At 39.2% G+C, this 24,659-nt stretch carries 13 protein-coding genes and 1 pseudogene; 11 read left to right on the top strand and 3 right to left on the bottom strand.

All coding sequences use genetic code 11. The annotated features are described in order from the left end of the window. Positions 1 to 55 precede the first annotated feature (55 nt). The 7 genes and pseudogenes from EYS05_RS06025 (at position 56) to EYS05_RS05995 (ending at position 16,971) form a co-directional block, all read left to right on the top strand. A complete protein-coding gene (locus EYS05_RS06025; RefSeq protein WP_005421647.1) occupies positions 56 to 2,149 on the top strand; it encodes a type IA DNA topoisomerase in 2,094 nt (697 codons plus the stop codon). Between the two features lie 26 nt (positions 2,150 to 2,175). Further along, positions 2,176 to 9,954 (top strand): DEAD/DEAH box helicase family protein, encoded by a 7,779-nt coding sequence (locus tag EYS05_RS17880; protein WP_138276806.1) that lies wholly within the window; start codon positions 2,176 to 2,178, stop codon positions 9,952 to 9,954. A 59-nt stretch (positions 9,955 to 10,013) separates the two neighbouring features. Further along, a pseudogene (locus EYS05_RS06015) lies at positions 10,014 to 14,734 on the top strand (DUF3849 domain-containing protein). Further along, a complete protein-coding gene (locus EYS05_RS06010) occupies positions 14,731 to 14,964 on the top strand; it encodes a transposon-transfer assisting family protein (protein ID WP_005421654.1) in 234 nt (77 codons plus the stop codon). The pseudogene EYS05_RS06015 and the gene EYS05_RS06010 overlap by 4 nt, the downstream one beginning before the upstream one ends. Next, positions 14,961 to 15,812: a YodL domain-containing protein gene (locus EYS05_RS06005; RefSeq protein ID WP_005421655.1), complete on the top strand. Its 852-nt coding sequence runs from the start codon at positions 14,961 to 14,963 to the stop codon at positions 15,810 to 15,812. The genes EYS05_RS06010 and EYS05_RS06005 overlap by 4 nt, the downstream gene beginning before the upstream one ends. A gap of 108 nt (positions 15,813 to 15,920) precedes the next feature. After that, entirely contained in the window at positions 15,921 to 16,430 is a 510-nt protein-coding gene (locus EYS05_RS06000; RefSeq protein ID WP_118316749.1) for a helix-turn-helix domain-containing protein, read from the top strand. Next, positions 16,414 to 16,971, top strand: a complete 558-nt coding sequence (locus tag EYS05_RS05995; protein ID WP_138276805.1) for a hypothetical protein — start codon at positions 16,414 to 16,416, stop codon at positions 16,969 to 16,971. The genes EYS05_RS06000 and EYS05_RS05995 overlap by 17 nt, the downstream gene beginning before the upstream one ends. 57 nt (positions 16,972 to 17,028) lie before the next feature. Here the strand turns inward: EYS05_RS05995 and EYS05_RS05990 are convergent, their stop codons facing one another. The 3 genes from EYS05_RS05990 to EYS05_RS05980 form a co-directional block, all read right to left on the bottom strand. After that, the gene (locus EYS05_RS05990; RefSeq protein WP_005421657.1) at positions 17,029 to 17,658 is read right to left on the bottom strand and encodes a PBECR4 domain-containing protein; all 630 of its coding nucleotides are present in this window, start codon (positions 17,656 to 17,658) and stop codon (positions 17,029 to 17,031) included. A gap of 320 nt (positions 17,659 to 17,978) precedes the next feature. Continuing rightward, positions 17,979 to 19,640, bottom strand: a complete 1,662-nt coding sequence (locus EYS05_RS05985; RefSeq protein WP_044924582.1) for a relaxase/mobilization nuclease domain-containing protein — start codon at positions 19,638 to 19,640, stop codon at positions 17,979 to 17,981. A gap of 1 nt (position 19,641) precedes the next feature. Continuing rightward, positions 19,642 to 20,049 (bottom strand): plasmid mobilization protein, encoded by a 408-nt coding sequence (locus EYS05_RS05980; protein WP_005421659.1) that lies wholly within the window; start codon positions 20,047 to 20,049, stop codon positions 19,642 to 19,644. Between the two features lie 368 nt (positions 20,050 to 20,417). Between EYS05_RS05980 and EYS05_RS17350 the strand changes: the two genes are divergently transcribed. From EYS05_RS17350 to EYS05_RS05965, 4 genes are all read left to right on the top strand, one after another. Beyond that, positions 20,418 to 20,558: a hypothetical protein gene (locus tag EYS05_RS17350; RefSeq protein ID WP_005421660.1), complete on the top strand. Its 141-nt coding sequence runs from the start codon at positions 20,418 to 20,420 to the stop codon at positions 20,556 to 20,558. A gap of 67 nt (positions 20,559 to 20,625) precedes the next feature. Continuing rightward, positions 20,626 to 21,978 carry a PqqD family peptide modification chaperone gene (locus tag EYS05_RS05975; protein WP_044924584.1) on the top strand — a complete coding sequence of 451 codons (1,353 nt, stop codon included), beginning with the start codon at positions 20,626 to 20,628 and terminating at the stop codon, positions 21,976 to 21,978. A gap of 17 nt (positions 21,979 to 21,995) precedes the next feature. Beyond that, a complete protein-coding gene (locus EYS05_RS05970; RefSeq protein ID WP_044924586.1) occupies positions 21,996 to 23,195 on the top strand; it encodes a TldD/PmbA family protein in 1,200 nt (399 codons plus the stop codon). A 220-nt stretch (positions 23,196 to 23,415) separates the two neighbouring features. Then, a complete protein-coding gene (locus EYS05_RS05965) occupies positions 23,416 to 24,657 on the top strand; it encodes a hypothetical protein (RefSeq protein WP_005421663.1) in 1,242 nt (413 codons plus the stop codon). Positions 24,658 to 24,659 lie beyond the last annotated feature (2 nt).

Here is a 24,659-nt window from a genome sequence, read left to right as displayed (position 1 = left end):
TGGAGAAAGGGCAGTTCTTTATGGACTGCCTTTTTGACAGGAACAGGAGGAAAACATGGCGAAATTTTTAGTGATTGCAGAGAAACCGAGCGTGGCACAGAGCCTTGCAAAAAATTTATCTGCTTATCAGAGAGAGGACGGGTATCTGGAGGGGAACAGTTGCATTGTCAGTTGGTGTCTGGGACACCTGGTAGAATATGCACCACCGGAATTTTATGACGAAAAATATGCAAAATGGCAGTTTGAGGATTTGCCGATCATCCCGGAAGTATGGAAAGTACAGGTATCAGAAGATAAAAAGAAGCAGTTTGAAGTGTTGTGCAGCTTAATGAACCGGGAAGATGTAGCGTATCTGGTCAATGGCTGTGATGCTGGAAGAGAAGGAGAACTGATTTTTAAAAGAGTTTATGATCTGGCAGACTGTCGAAAACCAGTGAAACGTCTGTGGATCAGCTCAATGGAAGATGAAGCGATTCAGAAAGGCTTTCAGTCCTTAAATGATGGGAGAGAATATGCAGGGCTTTGTAATGCTGCAGTATGCAGGGCACAGGCGGACTGGCTGATTGGAATGAACGCAACGAGAGCTTACACAACCAGATATTTCAAACGTCTGGTAGTTGGCAGAGTGCAGACACCAACGCTTGCCATGCTGACGGAAAGAAAAGAGAAAATTGAGCATTTCAAGAAAGAAGCCTATTATAAGGTTTCCCTGTCAGATGGGAAACTTACGGTAACATCAGAGAGTATCCCGTCAGAAATGGATGCGGAAGAATTAAGAAAACTTTGTGATGGGACAGAAGCACTGGTTACAAGGGTAAAAAGAGAACAGAAAAAGACTTTCCCGCCAAAACTTTATGATCTGACCAGTCTGCAGAGGGAAGCAAATCGTTTTTTCGGATACACTGCCCAGAAGACACTGGATATGCTGCAGGAGCTGTACGAAGAAAAGATGGTTACCTATCCGAGAACAGACAGTCAGTATGTAACCGAAGATATGAAAGAAACGGTAAAAATGCTTGCCGAAGGCATGGCAGATTTTCTTCCGTTTCTGGAATTTGGACAGATTATGGGAAACATAAATCGTGTGGTTAATAATGCAAAGGTATCTGATCATCATGCAATACTGCCGACAAAAGAAGCAATGGAAAAAGGCATGGGAGGACTTTCCAGTGGAAAGAAAAATCTGCTGATGCTGATCGGACAGCAGCTTGTTCAGGCAACAGGGGAAGAGTACCTTTATGAGCAGACAGAAATTTCCGTACAGTGCAAAGAACATGAATTTACTGCAAAAGGAAAGCTGCCTGTGCAGATGGGCTTCAAAGAAGTGGAAGAAGCCTTTCGGAAATACTGTGTAAAGGATAAGAAATCTGATGAACCGGATAATAAGACAGAACTTCCAGAAGGATATGAGGAAGGAATGACTCTTGCGTCTGTGAAAGCAGAGAAGAGTACACATTACACTTCTCCGCCGAAGATGTTTACCGAAGATACCCTGCTTGCTGCAATGGAAACAGCAGGGAATAAGGAATTTGATTCTGAAACAGAGAAAAAAGGACTTGGGACACCGGCAACCAGAGCTAATATTATAGAGAAGCTGGTAGCTTCGGGGTACGCAGAACGTAAAGGAAAACAGATTCTTCCTACAGTGGCAGGATGTGAGTTGATTCATGTAATGCCGGAGAATCTGAAATCTGCAAGTCTGACAGCAGAATGGGAGAATCAGCTTCTGATGATGGAAAAGGGAAAAATCCAGGAAGATGAATTTATGAATGGGATTGTATCCCTGATTAATGAGATTCTTTCTTTGTGCAGGGCGATCCCGGAAGAAGAACGGAATCGTTTTCAGACTGCAAGGGAAGTAATTGGAAAATGCCCAGTGTGTGGTTCTGACGTATACGAGGGAAAGACCAATTATTACTGCTCTGACAGAAGCTGTCAGTTTGCTCTGTGGAAGTCGAACCGCTTTCTGGAAAGTATGAAAAAGTCGATGGATAAAAAGATGGCGGTGGAGCTTCTGAAAAAGGGGCGTACCCATGTGAAAGGATTGTACTCCAAGAAAAAAGACAGCAAATTTGATGCCGATCTGGTACTAGGGCTGGAAGATGGAAAAGCCAGATTCAGTCTTGAGTTTCCTAAAAAGAAGAAATAAAGCACAGACGGAAGGAGGAATGAGTTATGGCTCATTTAGATGAGATACGGGGACTTGCAGAATATCATGCAACCCGTATCAGCAGTTCACCGCGAGATTGGATGAATTATCTGGATACTGCAGCCAGGCTGTATCGGTATCCATTTATGGATCAGCTTTTGATCCACGCACAGCGTCCAAAAGCAACTGCCTGTGCTTCTTTGGAATTATGGAATGAAAAAATGCTGCGGTGGGTAAATCGAGGAGCAAAGGGAATTGCTCTTTTAGATGAAACTATGCAGAAAACAAGATTCCGGTATGTATTTGATATTCAGGATACTCATAAGGTAAAAGGTGGAAGAACACCGTATTTGTGGCAGTTACAGGAGAAACAACAAGATGCCTTATTAAACCATTTAGAAGAAGTTTACGGACTGGAAGCTAAGGATGCAGGCAATCTTTCTGATGCACTGATGGCAACAGCAAAATACATGGTGGAAGAAAACCTGGATGAATATCTGGATGGCTTGACGTATGTGACAGAAGGAACGTACCTGGAGGAGCTGGAAGAAGATACCATCCGCAGCGAATTTCGCAGTCTGTTGACAGACAGCATTTATTATACGCTGGCTTCCAGATGTGGGCTTGATCCGTTGGAACGGCAGGAAGAAATGGACTTTGTACATATCACAGATTATAACAGCTTATCAGTGCTGACATTTATTGGAAATGCAACGAGCATGGCCAGTGAGTCTGTGTTAGTGGATATTGGAAGATTTGTACACCGTATTTCATTAGAAGAAATGAAAAAGGGTATTGAAAATTCGGAAGAAAGGAATTATAATAAATTTAACACGTTAATTCGCGAAAGCGAAGAGAATAACAACAGAATCATAGAAAACGAATATCCACAGGAAAATGAAGGAGGAAATGAGCATGGAACTGACATATCATCGCAAAGGGGATTATCTGTTTCCGAATCTGACAATCCAGGAGACAGAAGCACAGATTGGGAAATACGGAATGCTGCGAAGGACATTTCTGAAAGAACACAAGAACAGCCTGTATCAGAGTCTGTTGCTGACAGGGAAATTGAACAGCCATCTGGAAGAAATCGAGAAAACAGCACAGAAGAGATTGGAAGTACAGATGGAGAAACTTTTGGAGAAGAATCCGGCACCGTCGAAAGAGGAGAACCCGATGGCGTGGACAGCCCATATGAACAGTCTGACGGCAACAGCGGAAGAGAGCATCTTGACGGAATTGGTGTACAGCTAATTGAAGATACAAGTGAAGATCAGTTAAGTAAAGCAGAGGAAGAAATTGCCTCTGCTTTATCTTTGCCCGAACTTCCATCTGTAAATGAACAGAAAAGGGAAATCGAAAACAGAATAGCTGCCCGCTATGCCGGGGAGATTGCCATTCCAAGTGAAGTGGTTGATGAGGTTTTAAGAACCGGGGGAAACCGAAGTAAAAGCCAGCTTCGTATTATCTATAATTTTATGAGTGAACAGACACCGGAAGAATATACGGAGTTTGTAAAGCGGGAGTATGGAACTGGTGGAAAAGGTTTTGAAATCAATGGCATGGAATATTCTGTCTGGTTTGACGAAACGGGATTGCAGATTGCAGTAGGGCATACCGTTACCGATCAGATTCTGGATAAAGCGTTTTTATCCTGGGAAGATGTGAGTGGACGTATCCATCAGCTTTTGAAACAGGGCGAATATGCACCGCAGTCGGTACTGGATGTTGCAAGGGAAAATGCAGTAAAGGAACATGCACAGTCACTTGCCTATATGAAAGCAGACATGGCAGAGGGTGTGGCAGAACTTGTTTTTGATGAAGAAGATTTACCATATCTTCGCAGTATTTATCCGGAAATAACAGATTATCTGGAAGAGAAACTGACAGATCCGCAGTGGTTGACAGATCTGAATGAGCGTCTGGAAGGACTGGCAATGGCTTATGAGGAAGATAAAAGTATTATGCGGTTCCGCACCTATAATCCGGTCAGAATATCCGGTCAGTTTCAGAAATTTGCTGCAGAAGTAATTCCATACAGTGCAAGAGATGAATTCGCATGGCAGGAACATAAGGTGTTTATTACCCAAGATGAAATAGATGCTTTTCTTGCCGGTGGAGGTCCGTATTCGGATGGAAGGCTTTATACCTATTCTTTTTATCTTCTGAATGAAGATGATAAGGCAAGGACAGATTTTATCAAGGAAAAATATGGGATAGGCGGTCAGAGCCATGCTTTATGTGGGGCAGATAATTCACATGCAGATTATGACGGGAAAGGGTTGAAGCTGGAGAGAGGGGACTATGGGAATCCAGATACTTCGGTGTTGCTGCCCTGGGCAAAAGTGGCAAAAAGAATCGGCTACCTGATTGATAACCAGCAGTTCTTACGTTCCGCAGATTATTCCCGTATGCCGGAATATGAGAGGGAACGGATTGCAGGAAAAGTGATCAGCTTTTATGCAAGACTGCCAGAAGAAATCGAGCGTCCGTTTAAGCAGGATTTCTTTAATGAAGAAGCAAGAAAAGAACTTCCTGTTATGCTGAATGATTCGGAGCAGTCGCAGAAATTATTACAGGCGATGGATGATGCTCTGGCGATGCTGCCATTGGATTTTGAATCAGTAAATGAAACTTATGAGAAGAAATTACAGCTTTTGACGGAAGTACATCAGTATGTAGAGGGTAGCTATACGATTTTTCCGGCACAGGAAGTACCAGATCAGGCAGATGGCTTAAATGGATATCAGATGTCTTTATTTGATATTGTGAGTGCTTCCGAACCAGAAGAAGATATAGAAGATGCGGAACCGGAGCAAATTATCAGTGAACCAGAAGCAGAACCGGAAATAAAAACAGAGGAAGAAACAGGACCGGAAGATATAAAAGAACAGATTGTAGAGCAGGAACCTCATAATTTTCATATTACGGACGATGACCTTGGCTCTGGCGGTCCAAAAGCAAAGTTTAAAGCAAATATGGAAGCTATCCGGCTGCTGAAAGAACTGGAACAGGATCAGAGATTAGCAACACCGGAAGAACAGGAAGTGTTGTCAAGATATGTTGGATGGGGCGGCATTCCCCAGGCTTTCGAGGAAAGAAACAGTGCATGGAAAGAGGAATATACGCAGTTAAAAGGAATCCTCACACCAGAAGAATACAGTGCAGCAAGGGCATCAACGCTGAACGCCTTTTATACTTCTCCGACAGTTATTAAAGCAATGTATGAAGCTCTTGGAAATATGGGACTGAAACAGGGAAATATCCTGGAACCGTCCTGTGGAGTAGGAAACTTTATGGGACTTTTACCGGAAAGTATGGGTGCTGCAAATATGTATGGTGTGGAGCTTGATCCGGTTTCCGGGCAGATTGCAAAACAACTTTACCAGAAAAACAGGATTGCAGTACAGGGATTTGAGGAAACCAGTTACCCAGACAGCTTTTTTGACTGTGTAATCGGAAATGTACCGTTTGGGGCATATCAGGTCAGTGACCGCAAGTATGACAGATACCATTTTATGATCCATGATTATTTTATTGCAAAATCCTTAGACCTGGTACGTCCGGGCGGAGTGGTGGCAGTTGTCACATCAAGCGGTACGATGGATAAACAGAATCCGGAAGTCCGACAGTATTTTGCAAACCGGGCAGACCTGCTGGGGGCAATCCGTTTACCGAACAATGCTTTCCAGAGAAACGCCAATGCCAGTGTGGTTGCGGATATTCTGTTTTTTCAAAAAAGGAACAGGGCTGCAATCACAGAGCCAGACTGGGTACAGTTAAAAACTACACCGGAAGGCTATATGGTCAATTCCTATTTTGCCGACCACCCGGAAATGGTACTTGGGGAGTTCACAACAGAAAGTACCCAGTACGGAAAACAGGAAGTGACGGTAAAGGCAAAAGAGGGAGCAGATCTGGCAGAGCAGTTAAAAAAAGCAGTAAAGCATATCCAGGGAACTATTACAGAGCAGGAGATTTCGGATACGGAACTGGAAGAACAGGTGGTATCCATACCAGCAGATCCGAACATTAAGAATTTTAGCTTTGCACTTGTCGGAGAGGATATTTATTACAGGGAAAATTCTGTTATGAATAAGATGGAACTTCCCGTTATGACAGGCGAGCGTGTCAGAGGCATGGTTGCCATCCGGGATGCAACAAACAGGCTTCTGGAACGGCAGTTGGAAGAATGCAGTGATGAAGAGGTTGCCAGCTTACAGGCTGAATTGAATCAGGTTTATGACAGCTTTACTGCAAAGTATGGGCTTCTTAGCAGCAATGCGAATAAAAGAGCGTTCAGCATGGACAGCAGCTATTGCCTTTTGACTTCCCTTGAATTTCTGGACGAAAAGGGAGAGTTGAAGCGGAAAGCAGACATATTCACGAAGAGGACGATCCGCAGGGCAGAGCCGGTAACATCGGTAGATACGGCAAGTGAGGCACTGGCGGTATCTATCGGGGAAAAAGCAAAAGTAGATATTCCTTATATGATGGAGCTTACCGGGAAAACAGAGGAAGAGGTCACAGAGGAGCTTACGGGGGTTATTTTCAAGAATCCGCTTACGGATAAATGGGAGCCATCCGACGAGTATCTTTCCGGGAATGTCAGGGAGAAGCTGAACATTGCAAGGCAGTTTGCAGAAAACCATCCGGAATATATGGTCAATGTGCAGGCGCTGGAACGGGTACAGCCGAAAGACCTGGATGCTTCCGAGATTGAAGCAAGGCTTGGTGCAACATGGATTTCCCCGGACTATATTACAGAGTTCATGGCAGAAACATTCCATACACCACGACAGCATATCAATTATGAGCGTATCAAAGTACAGTATGCGGAAGTGACCGGGCAGTGGAACGTAAAAGGAAAGAACGTGGACAGCAGCAATAACCCGCTTTCCACCGCAACTTACGGAACACAGAGGGCAAATGCTTACAGGCTGTTGGAAGATGCACTGAATCTGCGTGATACAAAAATCTATGACACAATACATGATGCGGATGGGGAACACCGGGTACTGAACCGGAAAGAAACTACCCTGGCACAGCAGAAGCAGGAACTGATCCGGGAGGAATTTAAAGAGTGGATCTTTAAGGATATGAGCCGACGGGAAACACTCTGCAAGATTTATAATGAACGGTTTAACAGCATCCGACCAAGGGAATATGATGGCAGTCACATCCAGTTTGTCGGAATGAATCCGGAAATTAAGCTGATGGATCATCAGAAAAATGCGGTGGCACATATCCTTTATGGAAATAATACCCTGCTTGCACACTGCGTAGGTGCAGGCAAGACGTTCCAGATGATTGCAGCCGGCATGGAGAGCAAGCGTCTGGGACTGGCACAAAAGAGCCTTTATGTGGTTCCAAACCATTTGCTGGAACAGTGGGGAAGCGATTTCTTACGCTTATATCCGGGAGCGAATATTCTGGTGGCAACAAAGAAAGATTTTGAACCGGCAAACAGAAAAAGGTTCTGTTCCAGAATTGCAACCGGGGATTATGATGCGGTCATTATTGGACACAGCCAGTTCGAGAAAATTCCTCTTTCCAGGGAAAGGCAGATTGCATTATTGGAAGACCAGATTGCAGACATTACCTATTCTATCGAAGCGGCAAAAGAGGAAGCAGGACAGCAGTATACCATCAAACAGATGGAAAAAACAAAGAAAACCCTGAAAGCAAAACTGGAAAAACTGAATGACCAGACACGAAAGGATGATGTTGTGACTTTTGAGCAATTAGGCGTGGACAGGCTGTTTGTGGACGAGTCACATTTTTACAAGAACCTTTTTTTATACACAAAAATGCGGAATGTGGCAGGCATTTCACAGACCGATGCACAGAAAAGTTCGGATATGTTTATGAAATGCAGGTATATGGATGAGATTACCGGAGGAAAAGGAATCACGTTTGCAACGGGAACACCTGTATCAAACAGTATGACTGAATTATACACCATTATGAGATACCTCCAGTATGATACTTTAATGAATATGGGAATGGGACATTTTGATTCGTGGGCAGCAACTTTTGGAGAAACAGTTACGGCAATCGAATTGTCACCGGAAGGGACGGGTTATCGTGCAAAAACACGATTTGCCCGTTTTTTTAATCTTCCAGAGCTGATCTCAATATTTAAGGAAGCTGCGGATATTCAGACCGCAGATATGCTGAATCTTCCAGTACCAGAAGCAGAATATATCAATGAAGTGTTAAAGCCGAGTGAGGAACAGAAAGAAATGGTGGAAGCCTTTTCAGAACGTGCCGAACAGGTCAGGGGCGGTATGGTAGATCCAAGGGTAGATAACATGCTCAAGATTACCAACGACGGAAGAAAATGTGCATTAGACCAGAGGTTGTTAAATGATATGCTGCCGGATGCAGGGGAAAGCAAGGTAAATGCCTGTGTGGAGAATGCTTTCCAGGTATGGGAGGACGGAAAAGATACACAGGCTACCCAGTTGATCTTCTGTGACCTCAGCACACCGAAAACTGACGGAACGTTCAACGTTTATGATGATGTGAGAAACAAGCTGGTGGAACGGGGAATCCCGAAAGAGCAGATCGCATTTATCCATGAGTACAATACGGAGGTAAAAAAAGCGGAGCTGTTTGCAAAGGTGCGGGCCGGGCAGGTAAGAATCCTGATGGGTTCCACTCCGAAACTCGGTGCTGGTACCAACGTTCAGGACAGACTACTTGCACTGCATCATCTGGACTGCCCCTGGAAACCGTCTGACCTGGAACAGCAGGAGGGACGTATTCTCAGACAGGGAAACCAGAATGATAAAGTAAAAATCTTCCGGTATGTAACGGAAAATACGTTTGATTCGTACATGTGGCAGATTCTGGAAAACAAGCAGAAGTTTATTTCGCAGATCATGACCAGTAAATCCCCGGTTCGTGCCTGTGAGGATGTAGATGATACAGCCCTGTCCTATGCAGAGATTAAAGCACTGGCAACAGGAAACGAATACATCAAGGAAAAAATGGATCTGGATGTGCAGGTAAGTAAACTGAAACTTCTGAAAGCAAACCACACCAGTCAGATCTATCGCCTGGAATCGGATATTGCAAAGCGGTATCCGGTACAGATTACAGCATTAAAAGAGAAGATTGCCGGTATGCGTGTAGATGCAGATGTGGTAAAAGGAATAGATTTACAGGATAATGACCACTTTGCAATGACAGTCGGTGGAAAGCTGTATACAGATAAAAAAGAAGCGGGAGTTGCACTCATTTCAGCAGCATCCAGTTTGAAGTCCGTAAAATCAGCCGGGCAGATCGGGGAATATCATGGTTTTGCACTTTCTTCAGAATACAATTTCCTGTCAAATACCTATACCATGACGATCAAGGGAAAATGTTCTTATAAGATTGAGTTCGGAAAGGATACCTTGGGCAATATCCAGAGGATTCACAATGCACTTTCTGCAATCGAGAAAAAGCTGGCAGATACTGAGCAGAATCTGGAAACGGTACAACAGCAGTTAAAGACCGCACAGGAAGAGGTGCAGAAGCCATTTCCGAAAGAAGCGGAACTGAGTGAAAAAATGGAACGTCTGGCAGAATTAAATGCCATGCTCAACATGGATGAGAAAGGGGGAGAAAATCTTCTGGCAGATGAAGGCATTGGGGAAAACCCGGAAGTAAATGTACCAGAGGAACGTCAGGACAGAATCGCTGACAGTGTTCATAAAACGTCTATTCTGGAAAGACTGAAAGAACAGAAACAGCAGGAGCAGACAAGCGAAACACAGCAGAAACCAAAAAAGAAACACGAACAGGAGTTATAAAGGGTATCCCGTCAGAGTGACCAGAGCTTTGGCGGGATTTTTCTATGGAGGATTTGATTATGGCAAACAGAGAAGAACAATTAAAGCAGATTACAGAGCAGTTGGAACAGGGCGTTGCAGAAATATTCACATCAGAAAAATATACTGAATATCTGAAAACAATGGCAAAGTTCCATAATTACAGTTTCAATAATACTCTGCTGATCGCCATGCAGAAACCGGAAGCGACACTGGTAGCAGGGTACCAGGCATGGCAGAAGAAATTCAACCGGCAGGTAAAAAGAGGGGAAAAGGGCATCCAGATCATTGCCCCGGCTCCGTATAAAGAGAAACAGGAGATTGAAAAAACTGATCCGGAAACAGGAGAGATTGTGATCGGGGAAGATGGACAGCCGGAAACAGAAGTAGTAGAACGTGTCATTACAAGATTCCGGGTTACGACAGTATTTGATGTCAGTCAGACCACAGGAGAACCGATTCCAGAGTTTGAGGTATCGGAACTGGAGGGGATGTTCTGATCTACCATGATTTTATGGAAGCATTAAAGATGGTTGCTCCGGTTCCTATCCGCTTTATTGAGATTGACGGCGAGGCGAAAGGCTTTTATCAGCTTGTCGATAAATATATCGCTGTCCAACCAGGCATGAGTGAAGCGCAGACTATGAAAACAGCGGTGCATGAAACCGCACATGCAGTATTGCATGATCGTGACCAGATGGAAGCGGAGGGCATCGTAAAAGATCAGCTTACAAGGGAAGTGGAAGCAGAAAGTGTTGCCTATGTGGTATGTAACCATTTTGGACTGGACACATCAGAGTATTCTTTTTCCTATATTGCAAGCTGGTCTTCCGGTAAAAATATGAAAGAGCTTCGTGCTTCTATGGACACCATCCGTAAGACTTCTGCTGATATGATCGGACAGATTGAGGAAAAGCTCAGAGAACTTCAGATAGAAAGACCAGAGCAGGAAGCAGCCGTTGTGGAGCAGACAGAAGAAATGAGTGCCATGCAGTATGCAGAACAGACCATTAACCGTCTGGAGCAGGAACGGACGATTTTCAACAATGACCAGAGAAATCTTATCGTGAATTTTGCTTATAAACTGGATGATAGGGAAGCGACGGAAAAACTGGCAGAGAATCTTTCAGAATCTATTCTGAATGGAAATAGAGAAACGGTACTAAAACTGATTGGAGAAGCTGAGGAACAGATTGACAGTCTGCCGGATTCGATGATCGGTTTATCAGAACTGCACGAAGCCGGATTTTATTCAGAAAGTATGCTTCCACTTACCAGGGAACGGGCAGTGGAATTGCACCATGAGGGAGTAACGGTTTACGGACTGACCGGAGCAGTGGGTGGTCAGGAGCAGTCGCAAAGAGTTATGAATCTGGAACTGGATATTTTACAGCATGACGGGTTATTCGGAGTGACAAAATTTGAATGGGACAATTACCGGAGAAGTCAGGAAACGGTTATGACACCGGAAGAAAAAGCAAAGATCAAAGAAACACTTCTTTTAGAAAGTGATGGAAACCGCTATGGAATTTACCAGATCAACAGCGGACAGGAAGAAAGAGGGTATCAATTTTTAAGCCTGGAAACGGCAAAAGAAATGGGATTTACCGTAGATGGCAAAGACTATCAGATGGTTTACAGTGAAAGACTGAGAGATGCTACGACACTGGATAACCTCTTTGAGCGTTTTAATATAGAACGACCAAACGATTTTACCGGACATTCCATGTCAGTCAGTGATGTGATCATTATGAACCGGGGCGGCAGATTAACCGCATACTATGTAGATTCTTTTGGATTTACAGAACTGCCGGACTTTGTGGCACAGAGAGCTGAAATGTTAAATGCCAATCCAGTAAAAGCATATCCGGAAGTTTATATGGGAACTTTGGAAAAGGCTATGCAGGAGAGAAATGTAGATGCTTATCTGGATTCCAGAAAACTGAATATCGACTGTAAAAATGCAATCGAACAGGCAATCGCAGAGGGCTTTGACGGTATGCGTTTAAATCCAGATACTGCAGTAAGCGTGGTTGAGAAATACGGGGAAGAACGGGTTGCCTTTGTTCTTGCAAATACATTGAAACAGCTTTCCCATGATGGAAGATTTTCTGATGGCAATAAACGATGGGCAGATGGCATTGATATTCCGGAAAATATCAGCCGGGGAATGGATCTGAACAGGGACTATATTGTGGGCAGTCATCCTGCAGTCCTGAATGGCTTCATTGATATGGCAAGAAAAGAAATCCGTACCTGGAAACTGGAGGAGGTGCTTGGTGTGAAAAATCAGCATATCACTGAAACTACAAGAGGATATGAAGCAGACGGACATACAGGCACTTGGTATGTGATGGATATGAAAACGTATCATGGGGAGCGATTTTTCCAGATGCGGAATGAGGAATACGGTCAGGACGTGGCGGATATTATCGTATCGGAAAATGGAACACTGGTGGCAGAAGACATCTGGCATGGATTTGATGAAGGAGCCAGGGAAGCTATTTCAGAATATCTGGAAGAAAATGGTGCAACGGTATATGACCTGATGGATATTCCAGAACAGGCAACAGTTATCTTAGCAGACGGAACAGTTATGAAAATCATGGAACAGCAGCCAATCAGTACGGACACATGGGAGCCGACACTGACCGGACAGAATCTGCAGGGGGAAGAACAGAAATTCAGTTTTTTCGAGATACATAAAGTCAGAGAAAATAATGGCATTGACCTGAAAATGCCAGAAAATCATTATATTGACCAATATTATGTGATCGAAGATCTGGCAGCAAAAGGTGGGATGAAGATCGAGAGATATAAGGATTTGGGAGCTGCCCTTGGAGCATATTACTCTCTGCCTAATCATAAAATGAAAGCTCTTGGAATTGAAAATACAGCACCGTTGCGAGGTAGTCTTGATTTTATTCAGTGCAAGAATGGAATAGATACATTGATTTATGATTGCCAGGAAGTGGAAGGATGGCTGAATCCGCAGATATACAATACTTTTAAAGAGATAGGAAACAGTCTGGCAGTGCATGATACAGAGATAGCATACCAGATTGGAGATCAGTATTTTACAATTCATACGGTAGAAGATGGTTATGATTATACATTCTATGATAAAGATTATCTGGAACTGGATGGCGGCGTTTATGATGATCCGACTATTTCTATTACTGAAGCAATGGAGAATATTTTGGAAGAGGAAGGACTTTCGATAGAAGATGCAAGCGTGATGGATTATGAAGAACTGTATGCAGAAATTGAATATGCAGAAGAAGAGAGACTGGAGAAGATACAATTTGAACGTACTTGCCCAAAGGCTTTTTTTGATGGTTATGACAGGGAAGCGGCATTAAAAAGTTATGAGGGAATAACCGTACAATTTAAAATGTCTGGTATGTATTTAACAGTGCAACCGACGGAGGATGGCTATAAATACCTGGTTTATGATCAGGAACTTCATGAAATTTCAGGAGATGCCTGTGGAAATCCAGAAGATTCTATTCAGAAAGCAATGTATGCCAGCTTGAAAAATGAAGGATTGGAAGATGTTGAATGTGTAAAAGTTGATGACAGGGAGTTTCGGGATAAGGTAATCAGTCATTCTAAAGAAGTGCTGGCCAGTGGAGATGTTCGATTCACTTCGGAACTTGGCAGATGTGAAACAGCATTGAATGGGATGGACAGGGCAGAAATTGAATATGAAGTTTTATTTCATGCAAGAGCTGTTCTGGAAGAAATGGGACTGGAAAATGAAGTTACATTGATTGGGGCGAGAGTACATGGTTCCAGAAGCAGAGATGACCTGTATCGTGCAGATTCTGATCTTGATGTGGTGCTTTCTTATCGAGGAAATATTCGGGAGGATAGTTTTTTTAACGAATTGAATTCCTATGGTATGGCAATAGCAGGCATTAAAATAGACATTAACCCAATCTCAGAAGAAAGGATTACCCTAGCAGAATATATAAAGGAATCCGAAGCCTATCTTGATCAGCAGGAAATCAAGAAACTCGCAGTGGACTTGGATAATTTTAGTTATGAGTATGATACTTATGAATATAAAGATAGTGTTGAAAATAGGGAAGAACAGGTCGAGAAAATTACAGAGGATATTTTGAACAAGGATACAGCAGGTTTAAAAGACTGGCTGACTGAGGTGTCGGAAGAATCGGATATAGACAGTGATGTAGTCACTGCCCGGTCATTACTGTCACGTCTGGAAAATGCAGAAACACTCTCTGTTTTTACCAGGCAGCCAGAGCAGAAACAGCCAGAAGCCACGATCACTTTTTATGTTGCGGAGTGTATGGAATTTCCTGTTATGGGTGAGTATCATGAGAACCTTACCCTGGAAGAAGCATTACGCATTTATGAAACGATTCCTGCAGATCGCATGAATGGAATAAAAGGTGTTGGATTTGAACTGCATGATGGAAGTGATTATGACGGACCGTATGATCTTATGCGACTGGGAAAAGTTGACCGGGAAGATGTGGATATGATTCAGCATTATAAGGAAAGTCCATTAGTACAAAAAGCAATGGATGATGTGGAAAAATATTTTGCCCAAAAGCAGGAGCTTACGAAAATAGAGGAGAAGCCTATACAAAAAGAAAACGTTCCGCAACCAAAGAGCAGAAAAGAATCCGTTCTTCAGGCACTCAGAGAGCGTCAGGCGAAAATAAAAGAGCAGGAGCAGAATACGTCGAAAGAAAAATCCAAGGCACATAAGAAGGGAGATGTAACATTATGATGGTAAGGTTTGAGGAAGATGAATATATAGCAGTCGCAATTTTTGATGCAGGAAACCGGATTCAGACAATGGAAGCGATGGATGAGATTTTTTCCTATCTGGACGAAGATATGAAACTGCTGATTTTTACAACGATTCAGAAGCTCTACTATCTTAGCGATGAGGGATATGAAGAACTGCAGAAAACGGTAGAAATCTATAAAGCAGATCTGGAGGTGGATGGAGAATGAGTGCAAGTCAGTTTGCAGTTTATCAGCTAAAAAAGAAACCGGAATTGAGAAATCTTCTTTTCCGAACCTATGAGGAACTTGCAAAGGATCAGATTCCTGTGCAGATGGAAAATTATGAACAGGTGTATCTGGGAACAATGAAGCTGGGAGAAACACCGGAGCAGATAAAAAAGGAGCTGGAGAAGAAACAGCCGCACAATTATAAAGGTCATGCAGTCAGTACCAGTGATGTGCTGATCCTGAATGATGAGGGGGTCATGACCACTTACTATGTAAACAAAGACACTTTTATAGAGATTTCTGATTTTATGAAAGTCATATCTTCAGAAAGCGGTGGACTTACCAAAGATACAGTTGGATATGAAATAGAGGGAAAAGACGGAACATGGGAAGTAATAGATTATCTGTTGATAGAGGGAAAAAATTATTTTCTTATGGAGCATGAACAATATGGGAAAGATGTTGCGTATGTAGTCTTAGATCAGAACGGGAATGTGCTTGTAGACGGTACTTACAATGGATTTGATGATGTAGTAAAACAGAAGATTCTTGATTCGCTTCATCCGCCAGTGCAGGAGCAGACAGAAGACTATAAACCGAAACTGGATAACTGGCAGAAGTATATGGAGAATGGAGAATACCTGCGAAGTGCGGAAATCACAGAGGAAGCAAATTATAATATGATTGACGGACTTAAGAATAATGCTGCACCAAAAGATAAAAAGAACCGTCAAAAAGAATCTGTCCTTACAAAACTGAATGAGAAAAAGGAAGAAGTTGCAAGACGAAGTGGGCAGAAAACTATGCGGGAAGTGATGGGACAAGACATAGAACATAGTAAAAAGTGAAAAAACCAAAAAGCAATAGTTAATTGCGGAAATGTAAAGTCTTATTGCTTGCTCTAATTGCGGAGCAACAGTATAATATAATCAAATAAAAGGAAGGAGGGGCGACTCATGAATAGATCAAAAGATAGTAATCAAAATATTGCAAAGACGATTCTTAAGATAAGGCAGGATAATAAGCTTTCTCAGGAACAATTTGCTGAAATAGTAGGGGTGACAAGACAGGCAGTGTCAAGGTGGGAAATGGGAATTTCTGCACCTAATATTAATACTCTTATTTTAATGAGTGAGAAATTTAATATTCAAGTTGACGAAATGTTAAAATCAAGAGACGTTGATGAAAAAAATGATAATAAAACGACTCCCCCTAAAAAGAATAAAAATTATAGCATTACATTTTTACTTATTGGTATTTTGGGATTAATAAGTACTCCTTTCTTTGCGGAATGGCAACAGAAAAGAAATATGGAACTTTTTAAAACAGCTTATGAGCATTCATATGACTACATTTTTGAATACCCACTATCCATCATTCTAATATTGGCATTGATGTTCATAGGTTTAGGCACATATTTTACTTTAAAGAAAAAAAGGAGGCGATTGGATGAAAAAAATGATTAGTTTTTTAACAGTGCTTGTACTTAGCATAGTGACAATGTTACCAGTAAAAGTAATGGCTGCAGAATATCCGCATAGAAATAGTGAAGTAAAACATGTAAACTTGTTATCTGATAAAACAGAGTATGAAATACAGCCACGAACAGATGGATATTATTACTGGAAAGTTGACAGTAAAACAAATCAGGGAACAACTTATGGTTCATGGAGATTGGGACCACAGGGGGCTGGGCCTGGTACAGTTACTGTAAATAAAACAGATACAGTGACGAACACAATTAGTGGTTCATATACCAGTACAGGTGATATATCTGCTTCTTTAGGAGTAACGATTGGAAAGAGTCAGTCATATTCTGTGCAGTATAGTTTGCCTGTTCCTAGTGGAAAAACCTATCAGATTAAGTATAGGCCGCTGTATACAAAGTATAAGGTTGTTCAGAGACAGTATTACAAAATTGATGGTTATTCCTCTGCAACCAATAATACAAAAACCTGCTATGTAAATGTTTTCTATGACTGGGGATTTAGCTATAATGTGCTTTGATATAAGTGAAAAGTAGTTTAGAATAATGATGATGGATAGTTTGAGGAAAAGATGGCGTTATGCGCCATCTTTTCCTGGCTTGGTGAGATAGTCATATTCTTTCGGAAAGGTAATGGTATCCCAGTCGATTTTTTTGGCCTTATAAACTAATTCCTGATAAGGGGAAGTTGAATTTTTTCGACGATATGTAGCGATTACCTGCTGTGAAATTTTAGTAACTGTGCGAATATCTGTATTCAGTACTGTATTTGGCACATATTCAGCACGATGAGTTTTTACAAAGCCAAGGCAGGCTTTTACGCCACCAGTTAATTTTTCTGTATATAATTTTGGATTGCATCCGTTAAAATCTCCAACCATTTTAGCTGATATATTTTTAAGCATAAGTTGTGGAAGAATTTCAAGTTTTAACTGAGTAGTTCCATCAGATGCGAAGGAAAAATCTTCAGGACTTAATTTATGGTTTAAACAGCGCTTGTAAAAATCAGTAGCAGTAGTGCCATCAATTAATTTAATGCCTGTAAGGTGAAGAAAATTATATGGATAAAAACTTACTTCCAGAGAAGAAATATGTTTATGCTTGTCTTTTAAAATAAATAAGAGCTGATAGCCATTGAGATTTTCTTCGTATTTGGCAGCACAATCTATAATGATAGAAATGGCCTGCTGTTTGTTGTATTTTGTCATATTATGACCTCTGCAATATGTATAAAATATTTAAAGGGAGATTACAATACCGTAGCATTGTGCATCTCCCTTATAGACTGATTTTTCTGTTGTCCGCCAACACTCCAGCCCATATGTCTGGCTTTGCTTTCAGGTTTTTCTGTTGCCTGCCAACTCTCCGATTCATGTTCGGCTTTCGTTTCGGATTTTAGGTGTCAGCCACACCAACAGGATGTCGCCTGTTTTCCTATTCATAGTATATGCGAAAAAATGAATTTAGTCAACGGAGAAAGTGAAAAATAATTTGGAACAATAATTTGGAAAATTTTTTATCGAGATTTTTAACGGAAACAAGAATGTTCTTGTGACGTTTCGTGCAGAGATTCCTGTATATGTGGGTGATTAAGAATGATATCCACATTGGAGCATACTGTACGAAGTTCACGTTCATATTCACGCCGGGAGTTAAATTCATCTCGCTGTACTGTCTGCAATTCTGTTAAACGACTCTTTTCCTCACGCAACATTTTCAGAGTAGGGAGTTTTTTGCCCTGTGCTTTTTCTTTGAGTACTCGGAGAGCAGACTCATAAAGGGTGAGTTCTGCCCGGTGATCTTCATAAAATTTTTCTTTATTTCGACTTTTTCGGTAATCGAAATAGATGGATTTATTGGCAAGGTACTGTCCGGTGTAATGAATCTGTTCATTTATACTTTTTAAAGAGTCATCTGTGGATTTCAGAGTATTTTTGGCATCAGTGCTTTGGGCGGAGGCATTGGAAAGGGCAGTATCTAAATCTTCCTTGCTCTGGAAACCATGTTCCTGTACATAGGCAACTGTCTGAGCCATCATCTTAAGATTAGACAGCTTTACTTTTTGTGCGTATGCCTGACTTTGCTGTGCCTTGATACAGTGCTGTAAATCTGTTACAAGTCGTAAATCAGATTTTATAAAAAGGAAAGAGTGTGTAGTTTCGTCAGTTTGGATAGAAGCTGACGATTTTGACTTTTCTGAAAAATCTGTAACTGGTCTGTCAGTAGAATGTGATTTTTCTGCGTGTTGCCTGCTGGAGTTATCCTGGAATACCTGCAGAAGATGATTTTCTTCATAAAGCGTTCCAAGATTTCTTCCGGTGATGTATTTTTGACGATTAGGATGCAGGTAGCTGTATCTGCCACGACTGACTTTAAATGTAATATTATATCTATCAGACAGCAATCTGGAAAATTCTTCTTGTGATGTTGCCTGTGAAGAAACCGTATCAATCGCATCACGAAGGTATTGCTTTTCCGTTTGAAATGTTGTCTGTCTTGGAGTAAGTCCTTTCTTTTTCAGTTCTGTATTGTGTTCATCGAGATTTTTTTGACCTCTGCGTTTTGCCCAGTATTCTTTTTCGGATATTTTTCTTTCCGCAGATGTCAGAAGATCTACTTGGTTTAGTCCATTGGAATGACACATATCCATAACTTTTTGTTTTAAGTAAATTCGGTATCTGTCAGAAAGATGATGTTTGTATCCAGATTTTGAATCCCGGTCAAATTCTATATAGGGCTGTGGCTCGGTATCATACTTTCGCACACTGTTGATTACAATATGTACATGAATATTTCCACTGCCATTATGTCCATCAGTGTGGGTGCAGACAAGAGCTTGGTGCCCGGGAAAATTCTCTCTGGCATATTCCACGCCAAGTTTCTGTGCCTGCTCTCCGGTCAGACCATGTTCTTCCTGATCTTTAGGATCAAAGCTGATGATGTAGTGATGCGACTTAATCTCATTAAAAGATTGATTTTTATGAAAGAAAGCGTTAGTTTCCCGACATTCCGCATCAAATGTAAACGGATCACAGTTTATACCATCCAGATAATATTCTTCACGAAGAAGCATATTCCCATTATCATCAAGAATTGGTTTTTGCGTATATTCATCATGTTGGAAAATCAGATAGCGTTCAGCTTCTCCATAGTCGGCATTCTTGCTTGCAATATGTTTCAGGATTGCCATATCAGTTTTCTCCTGTGTTATTTCTATTATTTGCATTGACAGTGGTAAAATCTCCAGCCAGTTTTATTACTTCATATTTTAATTTATAAATTTCAGAAATGCTCTTTTTGATTTCGTTGCGCATTTCCTGAGAATGGAGTCCACCAGTATTAAAGTAACGAGCTATCTGGTTCAGATTGCTACCAATCTTTCCAAATTCAGCAATTAATTTTTTTAACTCCGGTAAATCTGCCACAATTTCATATTTCACAATTACTTTTTTATTTGTTATCTGTTTACGGACATACTCTGCTAACGGGAGACTTGTTGCTTTTGCGTTTTCTGCAATTATTTCATATTCAGTATTGGTGAGACGGAGCATGATATGACGAGTATGCCGTAAGTTTTTATCTTTCTTTGGTCGTGCCATTTTATAGTTCCTTTCAAAATAAAGATATTTCTATATATAAAGCCGATTTAAAAATATCAGGCGGTAACACAATAAAAATATTTATGGATTTTTCGTGATAGATATGATCACGATGCGACTGTTTTTTTACAGGAGCCAAGTCTGCATATTAGTGAAAAATGTATTATCTGAGGGTATGGGGAGCAGAATCCCCATCAAGATTGCCGGAAAATCGAAAGTCACGGAGTGAGTTTTGAGTTACTCAGGCGAAACTTGCTCTGGTATTAATAAAAATTACATGAGTAGTCGTAATAATTACATTGTTAGATAATAAAACCAAAATATATGTATAATCAGAATATAAACAAAAAGAAAGGAGGAAATGCTACATGTTAAATCCAAAATATGAAAGAACAGAAACTGCGGCTTGTGCAGGATGTACAGCAGCTCAGATTTTAGTAGGATTTGCACCAGATATGAATTATCTGACACTTGCATGCATTAGTAATGTTACTGCACTTGCTTACTAAATTCAAAATTTTTACAGAAAATAGCTACCAGTTTTCTGGTAGCTATTTTTGGAAAGGAGGAACATATATGTATCCATTATTAAAATGGAATGTTGTTTTAGTGAAGCAATATGAGAAATCATATATTTATAATTTAAGTAGAAAAGAAAATGGTATTATTGTGTCAAGCCATTTTATGTATGAAATAATTAATAAGGATGCCACATATATATTAGAATTGTGTAATGGTGCAAGAAAAATTGAAGATATCGTGAAAATATTATCTGAAAAAATAAAGCAAAAATCAGAAGATATAGAAACCATAGTGGACGAGTTTTTGCAAGAAAGCGTAAAAAAGGGATATATAGAATTTAGGGAAAAACCAAATATACAAAAAATCAAAGTTTTGGGAGATAGTGAATCATATACTCCTTTTCATGCGGAATTTGAGATTACTAAAAAATGTCCATTAAAATGTTTACATTGTTATAATAACTCGGGAAATAAAAAAGATGACGAATTATCATCAGATGAAATAATAAAAATTATGAGTGATCTGAAACAATCTGGTGTTATAAAGGTAGCATTAACTGGGGGTGAACCAACTGCCAAAAAAGGTTTTACAGATATTTGCAGATATGCATCTGAGAATTTTTTAGCAGTAGCAGTAATGAGTAATGGTTATTTAATAACTGAAAAGATATTGCAAGAAATTTCTGAGTGTAAAAATAATACAGTCTTTCAGATTAGCATAGATGGAAACAAAGAACATCATAATATGATAAGAGGTGTGAAAGACTCGTATGAGAAGGCCTGTAATGCCATTACCCTTTTAAAGAAATATGGATTTAAAGTTGCTATTTCTTCTACATTTAATAAAGATAATATTTGTGATATAGAAGAAATAACACGAACAGTAAAAGAACTGGGAGCTATGCAAATAACATATGGTTTGACTATGGATGTGGGAAGAGCTGCATCAAACGAATTAGCGAATCAATTAAATGTAGAAGAATTTTATAGCATAACATTAAAGATGAAAAAAGAATATAGTTCAATAAATTTTTTTGTTAATGTTTCGGATGAAGTTGGAGGGAAAGCAGAAAATGTTTCTTATAAAAATAATTGTGGATTAGGTTTAAATCAAATTGCAATTCGAGAGAATGGGGATGTTTCTCCATGTGTATGTTTTTTTTATTCAATGGGAAATTTAAAAAAGAATAAGCTTTCACAGATTCTTACAAAAGATGTTGGAAATACAATAAAGGATTTAATGTCACCGAATTTTTATCTATGTCATGAGTGCACAAATGGAAACAGTTGTACACAATGCATTGCTAATGTATATGAGAGTGAATTAACAAAGACGAATTGTAACTGGAGAACAGAAAATGAACGGGTTCTTAAAATATTAAATCAAATATTGAAACCTATACAATGAAATTGAGGAAGGTTTGGATGAAAATAGAAAAAAATTCAACAGAAATAATTCAGGAATATATGGTTTATTACTTGAATGGTGAAAGATTTGCTTCTAGTACGATGCAGGGAGGAAAAAGGGCGTATACTATTGAAAATTACGATAGACGATTATATGTCGAAAATAGTAAAGATATTTTTAGTAAAGAGAAAGAAAATATATTAGATAAATTAGATATAGGGACTCTTATGTATGAAAATTTGGTACATAGTCTAAAAGTGGTAGGAACGGTAAAGAGAGTCCTTATTTCTATGATCTTGCAAAAACATAAATATGTATTTGAAAAAGAAAAAACGGATATGATAAACAATGTCTTTGCAGAAGTAAATGTGACATATATGTTAGATGAAAGAATAATTCCTGTTGTTAGAAGAAGAAAAGTAATAAACGGAAATATTTGTAGTGCTTTGCAAGAAATTGTAAAGAGTATAGTGGAAAAATATAAAAATATTACAAAATTAAAAATTAGAAATCTTCAAACTGCAAAGTATAATGTAATATTATGTCCAGGGCAGGGAGGGGTTTTGATTCATGAAGGTATTGGGCATAATTTAGAAGGCGATATTTATTTTAAAAAAGAAAGTCTTCTAAATAATATGTTAAAGAAAAAGATATTTAATAAACAAATCAATATAAGTGATAGTTGTAATGAAATTGATTATATATATTACAACTTATCGTCGGATGGAAGTGTTACACAAAACGTTGATTTAGTAAAAAATGGAGTTATTAATGGATTGCTTAGTGATATGTATATATCCTCTTGTTATGGCGTTGAGGATACTGGGAACGGTAGGTGTGCAACATTTGAAAATATGGCGTTACCACGTATGCGAAATACATATTTACACAATGGAGAAAAAACAGCAAATGAAATAATCGATAATATGAGAGAGGGGATCATTGCTTTAGAATTAGGTGGCGGGAGTGTAGATATTGTATCAGGTCATTTTGTTTTTAATATTGCATTAGGAGGATATGTAAGAAATGGAGAAATTGTATCAATTTTACCACCATGTTTATTAGAAGGAAATGTTTTGAAAACATTAAATTCAATAAGTGAAATTGGAAATGATTTGGAATTTAAGTTTGCAAAATGTGTTAAAGATGGGCAGGAACTGGATGTATCTTATGGATGTCCAACTATTAAATTAGAAAGTCAACAAATATTTTTTTAAAGTTTTGATATAAGCCTGTAAATAAATCGTAAATGTAAAGGAGAGGCTGTCTGAAAACTAAAAAAGTCAGATTTAAAAGCGTAAGTTAAGAATCAATTTGAAATATCATTAAAAGAATAATGTGGAGCTAGAAGACGGTTTAACTATTCATTTTAAGACAAAAGTGGATGATGAAAACCATGTTAAATCAGTTTTCGAACAGACTGAGGGGGAGGTGCATATGCAGATTATTCGTTTATCAGACAATATACAATTAAATGATTTTGAATTTCACGGTGCAAATGAAGAAGTTTTTAGTTCTGCATCTTGGAACGAAGAAATCCGTATTATTGATGGAAAGCAAACTATTATTAAAGGTGTAATAAATGGAAGTTCAATTCGAAAGAAGATCAAAAAAAAGATTTTATGTAAAATGTATAATGGTGTATATAAAAATGAGGATATTAGATTCGAAGATTTAAAGAACGAATATATAGAGTTACCTCTTAATATCGAAGAAAAGGGTGTCCTAAAAAGTAGCGTTGCACAAAAAAGTAACAGATTAGAACTCGGTGAAATTATCGTAAATAAAAGAGATTATAAACAACTGTATTTCAAATTGAAAAATGAATTAGGAAAACAAAATATAATGCTGATTGAAATGAATGGAATATGTCAATATGTATTATTCAATTTAATGACTTCAGATGGCATTAAAGGATATGGATATAAAAATGTAATTAATACTAATTTAGTGTATAGAATTGGCGAAAGAATAGAAAGTAAGTCGCAAATATTTTTGGGAACAGATATATATAGTTGTTTAGAAAAAACATTTGCTGAAACTGCTTGGGAAAAATTATGTGAAAAAGTCAATCTAAAAAAGTTTGTTCCAAATGATATAGATGAACTAATAATCCAAAGTAATGTTTTGGCTAAAATCGTTTATATTTATTATTTTACGATGCATGTAAACAACTTAAAAAACAGAAGCATGGAAATTAGTGAATTTTTAACAATTAAATTAAATGATTTTGATAATAAAACTGTTGGAGGAAATATAGATGGTTCAGGAAGGGCACTTAAAGAACAATATATATGTAAAGAAGGAAAAGTTTCATTATCTTATAGATCATTACGAAGATATGATTATCGTGAAAATATTCGATATAAACTGGATAAAATAAAAATTCTATCAGGAAATATAGATATAGAATTAAAGAAAAAGGGACATATCGTTTTAGTAGATAAAATTTGTGGTATAGAGGAAAGCTTTAATCCGATTACTATGGATTTTACAGCATTTTTATATGGGAAAGAATATCAGCATGGAAAATTAAAAAGCAGAATTGAAATTTCTACTAAAATAAATCTAGAAGATATACTTATAAAAATCTGTGGAGTTGGAAATAAATGCAAATATGAATTAGATGGAAATATATTAGCACCAGACGTAGTAGTAAAAAGAACAATATTAAAATAATG

Source organism: Blautia sp. SC05B48 (assembly GCF_005848555.1).
Lineage (GTDB): Bacteria > Bacillota > Clostridia > Lachnospirales > Lachnospiraceae > Blautia_A.
The sequence above is the reverse complement of the archived record's forward strand: the minus strand, read 5'-3'. Positions and strand labels throughout refer to the sequence as shown.